The following is a 15,207-nucleotide window of genomic DNA, read 5'->3' as shown; positions in this document are numbered from 1 at the left end:
TTTGAAAATTCTAAATTTAGCTCTTTGCTTAGGTCTTTTAACCTGCGCCGCAAACGCCCTTAGCGTGGGCGATAGCGCGTATAGCGTCGCTGTTAAAAATATCAGCCTAAGCGCGGATTTAAGCGAAAGTGTTGGAAGATTAATGCCGACAAATGAGATCAAAATCATCGAAGCAGATGATAAAAAGGTCAAATTTAGCCTTGAAGGCTACCAAAGCGCAAAGGCGCAAAATATCATTTATTTTACCCCTAAGGCGAGAATTATCTCGGTTGCCTTTTCAAAACAGGCGAAATTCGACGCTGAGGTTTTGGAGAATTTAGGCGAATACAACAAGGTAAAAATCACAGCCTATACTTCGCCAGACGCGCTAGAAACGGATTTGAAAGCGATTTTTAGCACAGCGAAGAAAAACCACGAAGAAAACTGCGGCACCTGCCACCCGCTTCACAAAGGCGAAACTCAGGTCGCAAATAGATGGCCTGCGCTGATTAAATCAATGCAATCACGCACACCATTAACCCAAGATGAAATTTGGGTTATCACTCAGTATTTACAAAAACATTCAAAAGACATTAATGTCGATTAAAGGAGAAAAGATGAAAAGACGAAGTTTCTTAAAAGGTAGCGTCGCTCTGGGTGCTGCTAGCGCAATTCCAAATTTTGCCCTTGGGGCAGAGGCAAATACCGCTTTGGTTAAAAACGGCGAAGTCATCACAGGAGCACACTGGGGAATTTTAAAAGCTACCGTAAAAGACGGCAAAATCGTAAAATCACAGGCTTGGAAAAAAACTTCCAATGTGCCAAATCCTTTGCAAACAGCTATGGACGATTTGGTTTATAAAGCAAGAATCAAAGCTCCAATGGTTCGCAAAAGCTACCTTGAAAACCCAGATAGCCCAAAACCAGAGCTTCGCGGTAAGGACGAGTGGGTAGAAGTGCCTTATGAAGAGGCTATCAAACTTGTCGCAAAAGAACTTAAAAAAACACGCGAACAAAAAGGTATGAATAGCATTTGCGCAGGAAGCTACGCTTGGCAAAGCTCAGGCGCACTTGGTATGGCAAGGACGCTTTTGCATAGATTTATGAATATGACAGGCGGTTTTGTGGGCGTTACCGGGGATTTTTCAACCGGTGCTGCGCAAGTGATTTTGCCACATGTCGTGGGATCTAGCCAAGTTTATGAGCAACAAACCGTTTGGCCTGTGGTTTTAGAAAACTCAAAAGTCGTCGTGCTTTGGGGTATGAATCCAATCGGCACTTTGCGTTTGTCATTTACGGTTTCTGATGAAGGTTCGTTTAAATATTTTGAAAAATTGCGTGATAGCGGTAAAGAAATCATCATCATCGATCCGCTCAAAACAATCACAACTAAATTTTTTGAAGGCAAAGCTACTCATATCAGACCTACTCCAAATACCGATGTTGCGATGATGTTAGCTATGGCAAATCACCTACTAAAATCAGGCAAATATGATAAAGAATTTTTAAGCACTTACACCGTTGGCTTTGATAAATTTGAGCAGTATTTACTAGGCAAAGAAGACGGCGTAGAAAAAACACCTGAGTGGGCAGAGAAAATTTGCGGAATCGAAGCAAAAGTTATAAAAGAATTAGCTGAAAAATTCTTTGATAATCGCACTATGATTATGGCTGGTTGGGGTATGCAAAGAGCGCACCACGGCGAACAAGTGCATTGGATGATAGTAACTCTTGCTAGTATGCTTGGTCAGATTGGACTTCCTGGCGGTGGATTTGGATTTAGCTATCACTATGCAAACGGCGGAACGCCAAGTTGCGTTGGTGGCGTAATTAAAACAATCAACGCAGGAAGCGTAGGCGTTATCAAAGACGGCAAATATATGGGTCCTGCTAATGCTGATGGCGCAAAAGAAAATGCAGCGCAATCTTGGCTATCAAATACTGCTTTGATGTCATATCCTGTCGCTAGAAATGCTGATGCTTTGCTAAATCCGGGTGCCACACTTGATGATAACGGAAATAAAATCACATATCCTGATATGGATTTTATCTACTGGGTCGGCGGAAATCCACTAACTCAACAACAAGACACAAATAAAAATGTTAAAGCTTGGCGAAAACCGCGAACTATCGTCGTAAATGAAATTTACTGGACACCGACAGCGAAAATGGCTGACATCGTGTTCCCGGTAACTAGCTCGTATGAGAGAAACGACATTTCTATGACAGGGGACTACACAAATATGCATATCGTCCCACAAAAACAGGTCGTAGAAAAACAATTTGGCGCAAAAGATGATTATCAAGTTTTCGTTGATTTGTGTAAAGCTTATGCAGACGGACTTGCAGAAGCCTACACAGAAGGTGGCAAAACCGAAATGGACTGGATAAAAGAGTTTTATGAAACAGCGGCAAATCAAGTAAATGCAAACGAAGCTTTGGGAATAAAAATGCCAAGTTTCGAAGAGTGGTGGAACAAAAACGAACCGACCGAATTTTTCCCTACAATGGAGAGCGAAAGCTATGTAACTTTTGCAGATTTTAGAGAAGATCCGATTTTAAATGCACTTGGCACACCAAGCGGACTAATCGAAATTTACTCTGAAACAATCGAAAAAATGGGCTATGATGACTGCAAGGCTCACCCGACATGGTTTGAGCCAATCGAGTGGCTAGGTATGAAGGATAAACCAGCTAGGTTCCACATGATAAGCCCACACCCAAATGATCGCTTACACTCACAACAAAACCAAACTAAGCTAAGAGATAGCTATGCAGTAGCAGGTCGTGAGCCGATTTTCATCAACGAAGAAGACGCAAAAGAGCTAGGTATCAAAAATGGCGATTTGGTAAGAGTTTTCAATGCTAGGGGCGAAGTGCTAGCAGGTGCGGTTGTAAATGATGACACTCCAAGAAATGTCGTAAAACTATGCGAAGGTGCTTGGTATGATCCAAACGAAAACGGACTTTGCAAAAACGGCTCGGCAAATGTGCTTACTATCGATATTCCGACAAGCAAACTAGCCAACGGAAATATCTCTCACACTTGCCTTGTAAATATCGAGCCTTATAAACCAAAAGACGGCGAAGACATTACGCTAACTGCGTTTATGCCGCCAAAAGGTGCGAAATAACCCAAATTTAGCCAGAGAAATCTGGCTAAATTTTTACTTTTTTAAATCTATGTTTGATTTGTCATTGCGAGCTTTCGTAGAAAGCGAAGCAAAATGAGCGTAGCGACCCGAGCGAAGCGAAGGGGCATTTGGACGAGCCGTAGGCGAAGTCAATCTACGAGTGAAAATTACCAAAACGCGAATTTCGTGTCATTGCGAGCGAGTATAACGAGCGAAGCAATCCAGAAAAATTTAAATTCAAAATTCAACCTAAATTTAGCATTGAACGATTTTGTGAATTTAACCTGCGCTGTGCTTTTCTCGTAAGGGGGAAGGGAGCTTGAATTACTCTGCTTCGCTTCGCTCGCAAGAAATGCCGGCTGTCGCCGTCGCTACGCTCATTTTGCGAGGTCGCGCCCCTTCCCCCTGCATTTAATTCGCACGCAAAAGCGCTGTTCGCGCCTTTTGCATCGTGCGAATTTCCCCCGACGACGCTTTACAAGGTAGCTAAATTTTAAAAAGCGTTGCTTTTTAAAATTTAGCTGGTTTTATTTTTACGGAAATGCTTTGCGTTTCTTTGCGAAGTAAGTTAAATTTCGGTGCAGTGTTTCCGTGAATTTCTCAAATTCACGGAACGAAAATATTTCCATTGCCACTATTTGGATTAAGCGGGTCTGCGCCATAATCGTTGGTGCCATTATCGCCTGGTAAAATCAACATAACCAAGACAAAAACAAAAAGTCCCAAACCGCCAACTAGCAAGATTAGCGCGGATTTTAGCGCTATGCCAAGAATAAGCGCAATCATCGCTCCGCCTGCAAACCAGCCTGTTTTGTTTCTATCGTGAAGTCGTCTAAAAGTAGCCGCTAGTGTCGGAACAAACAAGATTAAGCTTACAATCGCTGAAATTATGCCCAAAAGCTTCGGATTTCCTTTCGGGTATGTGCCGATTAGGATATTTGTGCCAAGGACATTGTCGATTACGCTCGTGACGATACTGACCAAAACGGTAAAAAGGTAAAACCACCAAAATTCGCTTCTGCTAGCCCTGCCAGAAAATGTGGCGTATTTTTGTTTGAGGCAAACGCTAATCGCCTCGCCAAAACTCATCATTTTTTCTCCTTATGATTTGATTTTGTTAAATTCGCTAATGTGAAATTTCAAATTCGAAAAATAATAGTTGTTTTTCGAAATTTCGAAATTTCGGCTATCTTTGGCACAAGCAATGATAAAAAGCGAATTTATAATCGAGCAAATTTGCACCGCGATTATCGCTAAAATCGGATTAAAATAGACTAAAACTAGCCCAATCACGCACGAGAGCGCATATACAAAAAACGCCTTAACGAAAATTTCGCACCCGCTTGTCTGGAAAAGCTCTTTGTAAATCAGCAGTGCAAAGCATGCGCCAAGCCCCGTAAATACTGCGCCGAAAACAAATGCAATCAGACTTTTATCCCCAAACATCATCATCAAAAACGGGATTAGCGCAAGGCCGTCAAATACGACAAAAAGGGTTAAATTTCGCAAAAGCGTCTTTGAGCAAATTGTGCTAGCGATGAAATACGCGCTCATTGCTAGGCAGATTTGCCCCGCTGTTGAGGCGAGTTCGGCGCCATTAATCTTGGTGCCAAAAATGTTTAAAACTGCCATTAAAATCAAAAGTCCGCACCCAATGTAAGCTAGCTGTCTAGCCGAGGCTAAATTCGCGCTTTTTTCCTCTAAATTTAGGCTTTCGCTGGGATTTTCGTTCATATTTTCGATCTCGCACCCTGCGCTAAGATTTGCGCTATCTACCATTTTTTCTAAATTGAAAAAATCATAAATAATCCACGCCAAATAGGCTAAATTTGGCAGTGCAAAGACCATAATCGGTTTTATTAAATTTTCCCTAGCCCTAAGTGTATCTTGGTCGTCAAATTCGAGGCTTGGCCTTATGGAGCGCAAAATTTCGAGCGCGCTATCGTTTGATATCAAAGCATACGCCACCAAAAAGCAGACAAAGATGATAAACCCAAATCCGCCAAGAAGCTGGAAAATCGCGCTTACATTTTTTTTCAGATAAAATCTGTGCGCACTAAAAACCCCTAGCGTCAAATACAGCGTGTAGGCGGTGTTGAGGTGAAATTTAGGCGCGTTTTGCGGGAGGGTTTGCATGGATTTCCTTTTTTTAAATTTGGGCGAAATTATAGCCAAATTTTAAAATTTTGCGCCAAAAAATAATCTGTTAAATTTTATGAGATAAAATGTGTTTTATTTTTTACAAGGAGAAAAAATGCAAGTAAAATTTTTAGGAAACCCCGTAAATTTGGGCGGAAATGAAGTAAAAGTAGGTGAGGCTGCGCCAGAAGTCGTAGTCGCTGGGAAAGATTTAGAAGATATCGTAATCGGAAAAAGCGAGAAAAAACAAATCATCGTAGCCGTTCCGTCGTTAGATACGCCAGTTTGCGCTAGCGAGGCTCGCAAATTCAACGAAAAAGCAGCAAGCTTGCCAAATACCGAAGTAATCGTGGTTTCAATGGATTTGCCGTTTGCGATGGGCAGATTTTGCACGACAGAGGGTATCGAAAACTTGCGCACAGCAAGCGATTTTAGAGCGAAAAAATTCGCCAAAAGCTATGGAATTTTAATCGAAGATAGCGCGCTAGCTGGGCTAAATGCAAGAGCGGTTTTCGTCATCAGCGGCGGCGTAATCGCATACAAAGACATCATGGCTGAAATCACCGAAGAGCCGAACTACGAAGCAGTTTTAGAGGCTGCAAAAAACGCATAAATTTTTAGCTTCCCCCTTAAAAATACAGCGAAATTCCGCAAAATTTGCGGAATTTCTAATTTAGATTTAAAATTTCCTTCGCTCTTGTTTTTTTGTATAAAATCGACTTCAAATTTTGCATTTCACGCTCGTTTAAAGGGCTAGCGTCAAGCAGTTTGGCGCAGTTTTTTTGCCTAGGATTTTCGCAAAATTTAGGCGCGAAAAGCTCGCTAATACCGCCATAATTCACGCCATTTTGCAAATCGTTTTCGTGGCAGGCTTCGCAGGATTTGCCGATTTTTTGCACGCTATGAGGCGAAAATGGCTTCCAAACCTCGAATTTCTCGCCACTCTCGCCAAATTTAGCCACGCTAGCATTTTCATCTTTTATGCTAAGATTATATCCAAACACAGGACGCGCAAGGCCGATTTTGCCGTTATTTTTGCGCACCAAAAGGACATTTTCGAAGCGTTCTAAACTAAATGCGCTATGCCAAATGCCAGGTTTTCTCTCGCCCCTAAGCGTGCGCGAAAATGGCGCAGGGCGTGTATTTTGGCGCAGGGCGCGTGCGTTAAATCGCTTGGCGCTCGCGTCAAATTCGATTAAATTTTGCCAGTTTTCGTAATCCTTGCTAAAATCAAGCATAGCATTTAGTTCGTAAAAACTCCCGCCCCATGCGCTGTGGCAGGTGGCGCACTCCAAATTTTGGTGGAATTTGTGCGAGGTGTTATTTTGCGTGGCGGTTTCGTGGCAACTTTCACAGCTTTTGGTTTCGCTCATTTTGTGGCAATCCGCGCACACTAGCCCCGCGCTAAAATGTGCGTCAGGGCGCAAATTTGCGTATGTCACGCCATGTCGTAGCCCTGGGAAATTTCCATTTTTTTGCAACGGCGTGCGGTAGTCTTTGTGGGTGTTATGTGGGAAAAGCCCCATAAAATCGGCGCCGATGAAGTATTTGTTGTGGCAAGAGGCGCAAACTTCATTATCTGCGCGCGAGAGCGTGTGAGTGCGCGAGTGCGGGCGCGCGCTAGTATTCGCGTCGCTGCCGCTGTATTGCGCGCTGGGTGCGTAGCTAGCGTGGCATGCCATGCAACCCTTTCCGTGAGCGGAAAACAAGGAACTCTCGCCATTATCATAGGCGTGGCATTTGAGGCATTTGCGCTCCACGAAGTCCGCTACCACGCGCTCTTTTGCGTTTAAATTTGGCAAATTTTGGCTTAAAAAATCTTGCAAACTAAGATTTAAATCCATGTTAAATGCGCTAAAAATCGTTTTTATCTCGTTTTTGTGCGTGAAATGGTTGCTTTTTTCAAATTCGCTGATTTGCTTCGCGTGACAGCTGCCACAAAACTCGCCATAATGCGCGGGGCTTGCTGGGTGAGCGATGATATTTTCGTGCGAAAATCCGCCAAATTTGGCTAAGCTTTGCGGGAAATCTGAGGGTGAAATTTTACTTTTATGACAACTTTCGCATGAAAAGTTGTGATTTTGCGCGTCAAATTTTTCCACGCTGTGGCAGTTTTGGCAGGATAAATTTTGAGAAAAAGCGAAATTTAAAAGCGCAAAAAATATCAAATTTATCACTCTAAACATTTCGTCTCCCCTGCCCTAAATTTCGCTTTTGAGGCGTTAAAATCGGCATAAATTTTATCATCGTAGCGATCGTGACAAATGGCGCAGGCATAGGCGTCAAGGATTTTTTTCATTTGAGTTAAGCTTAGCGTGGAATCGTTTTTAGAAATGATTTGATTTTGCGCTCCTTTTGGGCTAGCAAAGGCGTCAAGGGCGAAATTTAACTCACCAAAATTTGCCAAATTTGGGCTAAATGAAATCTCGCCGTTTTTATAGCCCAAAACCCCACGCCCAAGCCCAAGCGAAGAGGGCGAGAAGTGGCAAGAGACGCAGGTTTTGCTCTTGCCAACGCTGTGTTGCGCCCAGCTAGCTAGGCTAAGGGCGTCAAAGTGCTTCGTGGTGCCATTTTCGTAGATACTAGCCACGACCTGACAGCCTGGGGCGAGGTTTGCGATTTTGCCGTCATTTCTCACGCCCAAAGCGGGGTCTTCGAAGCGCAAAAAACTGCGCATTTCGCTCCATGCACCCTCGCTGTATTCGCCCTTTTGCCACTCAAACTGCTTTGCGCCCGCAAATCTTTGCTCGTGGCAACCAAAACAGCTTGCTACGCTTTTTTCGTGGCAGGCTTGGCAGGATAAATTTGCGTGCAAAGGCTCGTGTGCAGGGTGTTTTAGCGCTGAAATTTCAAATTTTGCTCCGTCTTTTTTGCGCGTAAGGACTGCTTTTTCGCCCACTTTGGCGACATTGTAAAGTGGGAAATTTCCCTTTTTTGTGTAGGCGATGAGCACGCTATCTGGGATATTTGGATTTGTTTTTGCTAAATTTCGCGCCGTCTCGTTTGGCGGGGCAAAATTTGGCGCGTGGCAGTCCTCGCACGCGATAATCACGGCCTTTCTCATATTTGCGTGGTTTTTCTTATCGCCCATTACCCCAAGGCTAGTGTGGCAATCCACGCACTCTAACCCTGCCCTTTCGTAGTGAATATCGGCGCGCAAATCGTGAAAATGGCGCCCGTCAGATAGCGTATGGCTCTGCTCGAAAGGCGCTTTGCTTCCCTCGCTTTCGAATTTTCCATAATACGCAAAACCAATGCGAGCCGAGCGGTTGTGGCAGGCTAGGCAGTTTTGGCTAGGGATTGCGGTGGAAAATCGCGTGTGGGTTTTGGGCGCAGTGTTTGGGGAGGTTGCGTGCGCGCTGGAATTTACGCTGGAATTTGTGCTTAAATTTGGCGCAGAATTTGCATTTTTGTTAGCAAAAAATGGCGAGAGCAAGAAATTTTCATCTAAATTCGAAGCCTTATGACACGCCCCACACCCGCCACCTTTGGCGATATTTTGATTTATAAAAACCTCTTTTTCTTGCGAGATATGGCAGCTGGCGCAGGCTTTGGCGTAGTGGTCCTTGGCGAATTTTTCGATTTGCTCTGCGCTAAAATCAGAGCTCGCGCCCTGCTTCGCCCACTCACCTAGCAAATTTTGCTTGATTGGATTTTGGGTTTGCATTGGCGTGGTTACGACGCGGGCGATTTGGTCCTTGTGACAGCGCGCGCAACGGCTTTTGGCGTTTTCTAGTGTGGCTGGATTTGGGATTAGGGCGATGTGAGCGAGCGATTTTTCGCTAGCAATCTCGTTGCCCCCATGGCAACTCTGACAGGCAACCTCATCGTGTGAGGGGCTTAGTGAGCCGTAATTTTCGTGGCAAGCGGTGCATGAGTTTATCTGCGAAAATGCACTTAGCGAAAAAAACAAAATGGCAAAATTTGCGAAAATTTTAAAATTCAGCTTTTTTAAAATTTCGCAAATTCTTCTCACTAGCAACCCTCAAACTGCGCTGGTGCGCCACTAGCTTTTGGTGCGGCGGCTTCGCTTTCATCGGCTTTGGCGCCAAATTCATCTATCATGCCTTCATCAGCTAGGCGTTGGATAACATCATCATAGCTTTCCCACGCTTTTTTGTTGTAAGCGTCTGCTTGGATTGCCTTTTTTGCGTATGCCCTAGCAAGTGTGAGATTGTTTTTTGCCACAGCTTCGCGTGATAAATTTACAAAATGCTCCGCCTGCACTTTTGAAGTATTGTAGCTTTGTAAATTCTCCGCAAAGCCAAAACTGCAAAGTAAAACCATGCTTAAAATTATCTTTTTCATCATTTACTCCTATGAATTTATCGTCACATAATAAACATTTGGCTCTAAGCCGTCGCTTTCTTTTAGGCGAGTTATACTTGTCGCCTTAGCCAAAATTTGCGAAACATCGCTATTTGGGTCATTTAAATCGCCAAAATTTCGCGATTTTCCCACGCAGGTAGTTACACAAGCCGGAAGCAAACCTTTATCCACTCTTGGGGCGCAAAATGTGCATTTATCGACGCTTTGTTTGTGTTCATCGTAATATCTGGCATTATACGGACAGGCTACCATACAAGCTTTGCAACCTATGCAAAGAGACGGATCGACGATGACGATGCCGTCTTTTTCACGCTTGAAACTAGCTTCTGTCGGGCAAACTGCCACGCATGGGGAATTTTCGCAGTGGTTGCAAAGCACAGGCAAGAAATTTAAAATCGGATTTCCTGCGTTGTCTTCGTTTTCGACTTCAAAAACCCTTGTGCGATACGCTTCTTTGAAAAGCGGCACTTCCCACTCGGTTTTACACGCTACATAACACGCATCACACCCGATACAGCGATCGCCGATAATCACCATAGCTAGATTTTTTTCTTTTTTGTGATTTTTATTTATTAGTGAGTTCATCTTACGCCCTTTCAAGTCTAACAAAGCCGTTGTTTAAACCGCTACAACCACTTACTGGGTCAATGTCATTACTACAAAAATAAACATCGCTAATGCCTTTATCAAAGCCGTTACTCCACTCTTTGCTAACATGCCCAAAGCCGTGGTGGATAAAGACATTTCCAGCCGTTATTCGCTTTGTGATTTTTATATTTTGCGGTTTTGATTTGAGCCCTGTTTTAGCATTTATCATTATGACTTTATCGCCAGTTTTTAAACCTAAATTTGCAGCATCATCAGGATTTATCCAAATCGGGCTATCATCTTCAAGTTCGAGTAAGAGCTTGTTATTTTGGCTTCTTGCATGTGAGTGAGCAGGACCCCTGCCAAATAAAAGTCTAAATTCACCTTCTTTTGGCTGTGGTGGTGCTACCCAAGTAGGTAGTGGCGCACAGACATCGCCATATTCTTCATACATTTTTTCCATATCAGGGTTGTAGAGATGAATTTTACCCGTGCTGGTAGGGAAGCTTAGTGGCTTACCGCTACTTTGCGGATACGCATCGGCTAAATAATCGCACAAAATGCCGTCTTTTTCAAATTTTTCTTTATCTTCGGGGCTAAGCGAATTTACGAAATTATTTATCGCATCGCTTGGCGAAATGGTAAAATACTCGTCCATATCAAAGCGTTTGCAAATCCCACGCACTATGTCAAAAACATGCTTGGTATCGTGCAATGGCTTAATCGCAGCCTTTCTTACAGCCACAAACGGCACATCGTATTTTTGGATATATGGCCCGTCGTCCTTTTCTAAATATGTGCTTTCAGGCAAAACTATATCACAATACGCGCAAAAATCGTTCATCTGCGTATCGATTGCCATTAAAAAATCTAGCTTTTCGATTGATTTCATAACTCCGTTTGCTTCGACTGCCGTGTGTCCTAGCGGATTTGTATCGTAGGTCAGCCACGCTTTTATCGGATATGGCTGTTCGCTTAAAGTCGCGCGATAAATTTCGCCACTTAGCCCTAAATTTGGCGGATTAAACGGCCACCTAACCCCAACGCCATCAGCCCTTGGCTCCCTTACAGCCGGTGCTTCATCATCTTTTGGGAGCTTGGCTAAATTTATGCTTTGATTTACCCAAGTTCCGCCCTTTACGCCATAATTTCCCATAATCGCATTTAATATCGCAATCGCTCTTGCTGTTTGCGTATCGTTTGCGTATCTTGAAAATCTACGCGGCGCGATAGCTAGGACATGCGGGGCAAATTTCGCAAATTCCCACGCTACTTCTTCTATCTCTTCGGCTTTTATACCGCAAATTTCTTCTGCCCATTTTGGGGTGTATTGTTTGACATGACGGGCTAGTTTATCAAAGCCGTAGCAGTATTTATTGATAAATTCCATATTTGCTAGATTATCTCTAATTATGACATGGATTAGTGCTAGTGCTAGTGCCATATCGCACCCCGGTTTTATGCGAAGCCATTTGTGCGCTCTAACGGCACTTTCGCTTTGGCGTGGATCTACATAGACGAGTTTTGCGCCATTTGCTAGGCCTTCCATAAAATCTCTTGCTTCTCTAACCTGAATCGCTCCTGCCATATTTCTACCAAATAAAATCATATATTTGGTGTTTGCCATGTCGTAGTTTTCATGACCCCCGATACCGCCACCGCCAAATGTCAAAGACCAGCCAATCGCTCTACTGCCACGACACTCAGAAAATGAAGCGTAGCTTACATTTGGAGTGCCAAGCAAGCTAGCAAATTTATGAAAATAGCTTGAACAGCTACCATGAGCAAATGCTGCAATGCTTTTTGCGCCGTATTTGTCGATGATTTTTTCTAAATTTTCATGCACGAAGTCAAACGCTTCGTCCCAGCTGACCTTTTTCCATTTGCCTTCGCCCCGCTTACCGACTCTAATCATCGGGTATTTTAAGCGATCTGGATCGTAAGTAGAATAAACCCCCGCATTTCCCTTAGCGCAAATCGTGCCGTAATTGTATGGATTTAGTTTGTTTCCTTCGATTTTGTGAATTTTGCCGTCCCTTGTAAAAACATTTACGCCACAATTCCAAAAACACATTTCGCAGTAATTTGGTGTTTTTACCCCCTCGTCGTATTCTAATAAATTTGAAAGCTCGGGCGAGTTTTTGTGAGTTTTTGCCATTAGCGGATTCGGAAGTCCGCTAAGCCCAGCAGTCCCAGCTACTGCGACACTCGAAGCCATTTTTAGGAAATTTCGTCTTGTTATTTTAAGCTCTCTCATTTTTCACTCTCCAAATTTAAAAATGTTTTTCCAAGTGCGTAAATAAAGAGCATTACGCCAATGCCTGAGATAAAAATCGTAATTTCTGCCACGCTTGGGCAGTATGAGCCAAACTCGATTTTGCCCAAAAATTCGCTCTCGACTCTCACAAGCTGACCGCCAATAATGCCGTCAAACCTAGCAAAAAATACGCCGATAATGGCTAAAATTCCGGCAATTACGCTAAATTTGAGATTGTTAAATTTAGATAAAATTAACAAAATCATCGGAAGTAAAATTCCAATGCAAATTTCAAAAAAATAGAAATTAAACGATAAATTTCCGTTTGTGAAAACTTCGAAATTTTTTGCCAAATAACTTCCTGCGCCATAGCTTGAAATTACCGCGTTCCAAAAATTTATAAATAAAACAGCCAAAAGAAGCAAAAACATAAAAATATTCAAATTTCGCAAAATTCGCTCATTTAGGCTCTTTTTTGTCAGATAAACAAAGGCAAAAATCACGCTTATGCCGCAAATCAAAGCTCCAAAAATAAATGAAATGGTAAAGCTTGGCGTATTCCAAATCGGTCTGGCTGCATTTACGGCAAAGACCATTGAGAGTGTGCTAAAAGCGATTATTCCCATTATAAAAGCTACAATTCCTGCTAGGAACGAAGCTTTTTCGCTGTTTTTTAGCATTAAAATTAGCTCGATTATCAAAAGCGGAGTTTCGATGAGATAAAAAGTGCTCATCCACCAAATCGGGCTTTCTACCGCGAAATTAAAGTAATACCTTACGAAGCGCAAAACTTGCAGTTTAAAAGGGCTTCCAAGCTCCCAAAAAATCAGCCAAAACGCCGCTAAAAGCGCAGCAATAGCTAAAAGCTGTAAATGGCGTGAAATTTTAGAAAATGCGTGAAATCCAAAAAGATGATCAGCCGTGCTAATCGTGGCAACTCCTACGCTAATGCCCACAAAAAAGGCATATCCCATAAGCAAAAGCCCAAGCGGAACCTCGCGGCTGACATTGTAGCTAGCCTCTTGGCCATTTAAAAACACGCTACAAATCCCCACGAGCCCCACTGCGCACAGCGCAAGTGATAGAAAAAGAAGCCCAAATTTCGGGGTTTTGGCGACTTTTGTCATCTTTGCTCCTTTAAATTTGATATTAAAAATTTGGCAAAATTTAAAATAAACTCAAATTCTTTTAAATTTTCAAAATTTGCTAAATTTTTACTCAAAGGCTCTAAAAAGTCCAAAAATTTAGTAAATTTCAAAAATTTCTCCCACTCGCCCTGCTCTACTAAAATCGCGCAAAATGCGAGTAAATTTGAGGCGTGGTCGCAGTTTTTTTCCACCACAAAACCACAAATTTCATAAAATTTGCAAATTTCATTATAACTCTCGCCAAACATTTTTTTATCTAACCAAACCCCAGCTAGAAGCGAAGTGCCGAATTTGGCTGAGTTTAAATCAAAATAAAAAATGTAATTGCTGATAATTTCGTCTAAATTTGGCGTTTTAAAATCGTTAAATTTGCAATTTGAAAATTTATTGAAGCGCTTGGCAAATTCGCCGTTTGCAAATTCGCCAAGCGCGCAGTATTTCTCGCGCCAACCCTCCGCTGGAAAGGCGAGCAGGTCGGCGCATAAGTCTAGGCAATCAATCGAAATTTGATTATTTTTCATCGCCTTTTAGCACTTTTCTTTTTGGCAGGTTCGAATACTCGACCATGCTTGCTTCGTAGTTTTTGACTTTGTCATTTCCCATGATGTATTTTGTCGCAAACCAGCCACCACTTGCGTGCCAGCCTGTGTTGCAATACCAAATTTGTGGTGCGTTTGGATCTAGACCAGCTGTTTTAAATAGCTCGCCAACAGCTTCTTTGTCAGTGTTGATATAAAAAACGCCGTCGTTTTCTTTGGCAAGTTTGCCGATAAAGATATTTCCATCAACGCCCTCTAAGTGTCCTGCTTTGGCTGCTTTTGGGTGAGCTTTTTCGCCAGAGTATTGAGCTTCGATTCTGCCGTCAATTAGCGCTACGCTGTTTGTAACCACAGCCTCGTCGATATCGTAAGCAGTCGCAACGATGTCTTTGTTAAATTTAGTGATTTTAAAATCGCTTTTTTCTGGTGTGGCGGCCTCTGTGCTTAGCTCACCACCAGCTTTTTTCCAAGCGTCAATTCCGCCGTTTAAAATCGCTGTGTTTGTAAGGCCGTAGTATTCAGATACGAATAGAGCCAAAGTTGAAAGCGTATAATCAGGAGCGGCTTTTGCGTCGTTGTAGAAAACTACTGCGCTAGTATCTTTGATACCGCTTTTTTGAAATAATCTCTCAACCGTAGTCGGAGAAGCGATAAATCCTGGCATTTCGCCTCTTGCCTCTCTGAAATCAGCCTCTTTCCAAGCAACTGCGCCTTTGATATGACCTGCGCCGTATCCTTCGCCTTCTTGAAGGTCGATTAAAACTAGGTCTTTATCAGCCAAATTTGCTTTTAGCCACTCGACATCTACGACCTTGTTTTGTGGTAAATCTAGGGCAAATGCGCATGTGCAAGCAGCCGCTAGTAATGATGAAGTAAGTAATTTCATGATATCTCCTTAAAAATGAAATTGTTGCAAAAAAAAATTGTAACAAAATTTAGTAATATTAAATTAAAAATTTATCGAAATTTTATAAGTTAGATTAAAATTTTCCGTGATTTTGTCACAAAAAATGTGAAAAATTTAGAAATATTAAATTTTCATTTACTTTTGTGTTAATAATTTATTTTGCAGAATTTGGATAAAATCGACAGCT

13 protein-coding genes are annotated in these 15,207 nt (G+C 42.5%); 3 read left to right on the top strand and 10 right to left on the bottom strand.

Annotated elements, in window-relative coordinates; genetic code table 11:
- Window position 1 precedes the first annotated feature (1 nt).
- Window positions 2-586, top strand: a complete 585-nt coding sequence (locus OFO12_RS06140) for a cytochrome C (protein WP_270869852.1) — start codon at window positions 2-4, stop codon at window positions 584-586.
- Window positions 587-596: 10 nt separating this feature from the next.
- Window positions 597-3,113 (top strand): molybdopterin guanine dinucleotide-containing S/N-oxide reductase, encoded by a 2,517-nt coding sequence (locus OFO12_RS06135; protein ID WP_270869851.1) that lies wholly within the window; start codon window positions 597-599, stop codon window positions 3,111-3,113.
- Window positions 3,114-3,719: 606 nt separating this feature from the next.
- Here the strand turns inward: OFO12_RS06135 and OFO12_RS06130 are convergent.
- Both OFO12_RS06130 and OFO12_RS06125 read right to left on the bottom strand, forming a co-directional pair.
- Entirely contained in the window at window positions 3,720-4,205 is a 486-nt protein-coding gene (locus OFO12_RS06130) for a DUF805 domain-containing protein (protein WP_270869850.1), read from the bottom strand.
- Between the two features lie 9 nt (window positions 4,206-4,214).
- Window positions 4,215-5,249, bottom strand: coding sequence for a TM2 domain-containing protein (locus OFO12_RS06125; protein WP_270869849.1), 1,035 nt, complete (start codon window positions 5,247-5,249; stop codon window positions 4,215-4,217).
- Window positions 5,250-5,367: 118 nt separating this feature from the next.
- On the opposite strand from OFO12_RS06125, the gene tpx reads away from it, so the two are divergent.
- Window positions 5,368-5,865 carry a thiol peroxidase gene (tpx, locus tag OFO12_RS06120; protein WP_270862651.1) on the top strand — a complete coding sequence of 166 codons (498 nt, stop codon included), beginning with the start codon at window positions 5,368-5,370 and terminating at the stop codon, window positions 5,863-5,865.
- Between the two features lie 55 nt (window positions 5,866-5,920).
- Here the strand turns inward: tpx and OFO12_RS06115 are convergent, their stop codons facing one another.
- The 8 genes from OFO12_RS06115 to OFO12_RS06080 are packed head-to-tail and all read right to left on the bottom strand — an operon-like array spanning window position 5,921 to window position 14,999.
- A complete protein-coding gene (locus OFO12_RS06115; protein ID WP_270869848.1) occupies window positions 5,921-7,438 on the bottom strand; it encodes a hypothetical protein in 1,518 nt (505 codons plus the stop codon).
- Window positions 7,426-9,228, bottom strand: a complete 1,803-nt coding sequence (locus OFO12_RS06110) for a hypothetical protein (RefSeq protein ID WP_270869847.1) — start codon at window positions 9,226-9,228, stop codon at window positions 7,426-7,428. Before OFO12_RS06110 ends, OFO12_RS06115 begins: the two co-directional genes overlap by 13 nt.
- Entirely contained in the window at window positions 9,228-9,560 is a 333-nt protein-coding gene (locus OFO12_RS06105) for a hypothetical protein (RefSeq protein ID WP_270869846.1), read from the bottom strand. The genes OFO12_RS06110 and OFO12_RS06105 overlap by 1 nt, the downstream gene beginning before the upstream one ends.
- Before the next feature lie 9 nt (window positions 9,561-9,569).
- A complete protein-coding gene (locus OFO12_RS06100; RefSeq protein ID WP_270858623.1) occupies window positions 9,570-10,166 on the bottom strand; it encodes a 4Fe-4S dicluster domain-containing protein in 597 nt (198 codons plus the stop codon).
- 1 nt (window position 10,167) lies between these two features.
- Entirely contained in the window at window positions 10,168-12,426 is a 2,259-nt protein-coding gene (locus OFO12_RS06095; protein WP_270869845.1) for a molybdopterin-dependent oxidoreductase, read from the bottom strand.
- Window positions 12,423-13,553, bottom strand: a complete 1,131-nt coding sequence (nrfD, locus tag OFO12_RS06090; protein ID WP_270869844.1) for an NrfD/PsrC family molybdoenzyme membrane anchor subunit — start codon at window positions 13,551-13,553, stop codon at window positions 12,423-12,425. Before nrfD ends, OFO12_RS06095 begins: the two co-directional genes overlap by 4 nt.
- Complete coding sequence (locus tag OFO12_RS06085; RefSeq protein WP_270869843.1) at window positions 13,550-14,095, bottom strand: molecular chaperone TorD family protein; 546 nt, start codon at window positions 14,093-14,095, stop codon at window positions 13,550-13,552. Before OFO12_RS06085 ends, nrfD begins: the two co-directional genes overlap by 4 nt.
- The gene (locus OFO12_RS06080) at window positions 14,085-14,999 is read right to left on the bottom strand and encodes a sulfurtransferase (RefSeq protein WP_270862659.1); all 915 of its coding nucleotides are present in this window, start codon (window positions 14,997-14,999) and stop codon (window positions 14,085-14,087) included. Before OFO12_RS06080 ends, OFO12_RS06085 begins: the two co-directional genes overlap by 11 nt.
- Window positions 15,000-15,207: the final 208 nt, after the last annotated feature.

It is taken from the genome of Campylobacter sp. JMF_04 NA10 (assembly GCF_027737655.1).
Lineage (GTDB): Bacteria > Campylobacterota > Campylobacteria > Campylobacterales > Campylobacteraceae > Campylobacter_B.
This window is presented reverse-complemented; position numbering and strand designations above follow the sequence as displayed.

Coding starts and splice junctions, on each gene's coding strand:
- OFO12_RS06135 (WP_270869851.1), top strand. CDS start 597: ATGAAAAGACGAAGTTTCTTAAAAGGTAGCGTCGCTCTGGGTGCTGCT.
- OFO12_RS06130 (WP_270869850.1), bottom strand. CDS start 4,205: ATGATGAGTTTTGGCGAGGCGATTAGCGTTTGCCTCAAACAAAAATAC.
- OFO12_RS06125 (WP_270869849.1), bottom strand. CDS start 5,249: ATGCAAACCCTCCCGCAAAACGCGCCTAAATTTCACCTCAACACCGCC.
- tpx (WP_270862651.1), top strand. CDS start 5,368: ATGCAAGTAAAATTTTTAGGAAACCCCGTAAATTTGGGCGGAAATGAA.
- OFO12_RS06115 (WP_270869848.1), bottom strand. CDS start 7,438: ATGTTTAGAGTGATAAATTTGATATTTTTTGCGCTTTTAAATTTCGCT.
- OFO12_RS06105 (WP_270869846.1), bottom strand. CDS start 9,560: ATGAAAAAGATAATTTTAAGCATGGTTTTACTTTGCAGTTTTGGCTTT.
- OFO12_RS06100 (WP_270858623.1), bottom strand. CDS start 10,166: ATGAACTCACTAATAAATAAAAATCACAAAAAAGAAAAAAATCTAGCT.
- OFO12_RS06095 (WP_270869845.1), bottom strand. CDS start 12,426: ATGAGAGAGCTTAAAATAACAAGACGAAATTTCCTAAAAATGGCTTCG.
- nrfD (WP_270869844.1), bottom strand. CDS start 13,553: ATGACAAAAGTCGCCAAAACCCCGAAATTTGGGCTTCTTTTTCTATCA.
- OFO12_RS06085 (WP_270869843.1), bottom strand. CDS start 14,095: ATGAAAAATAATCAAATTTCGATTGATTGCCTAGACTTATGCGCCGAC.
- OFO12_RS06080 (WP_270862659.1), bottom strand. CDS start 14,999: ATGAAATTACTTACTTCATCATTACTAGCGGCTGCTTGCACATGCGCA.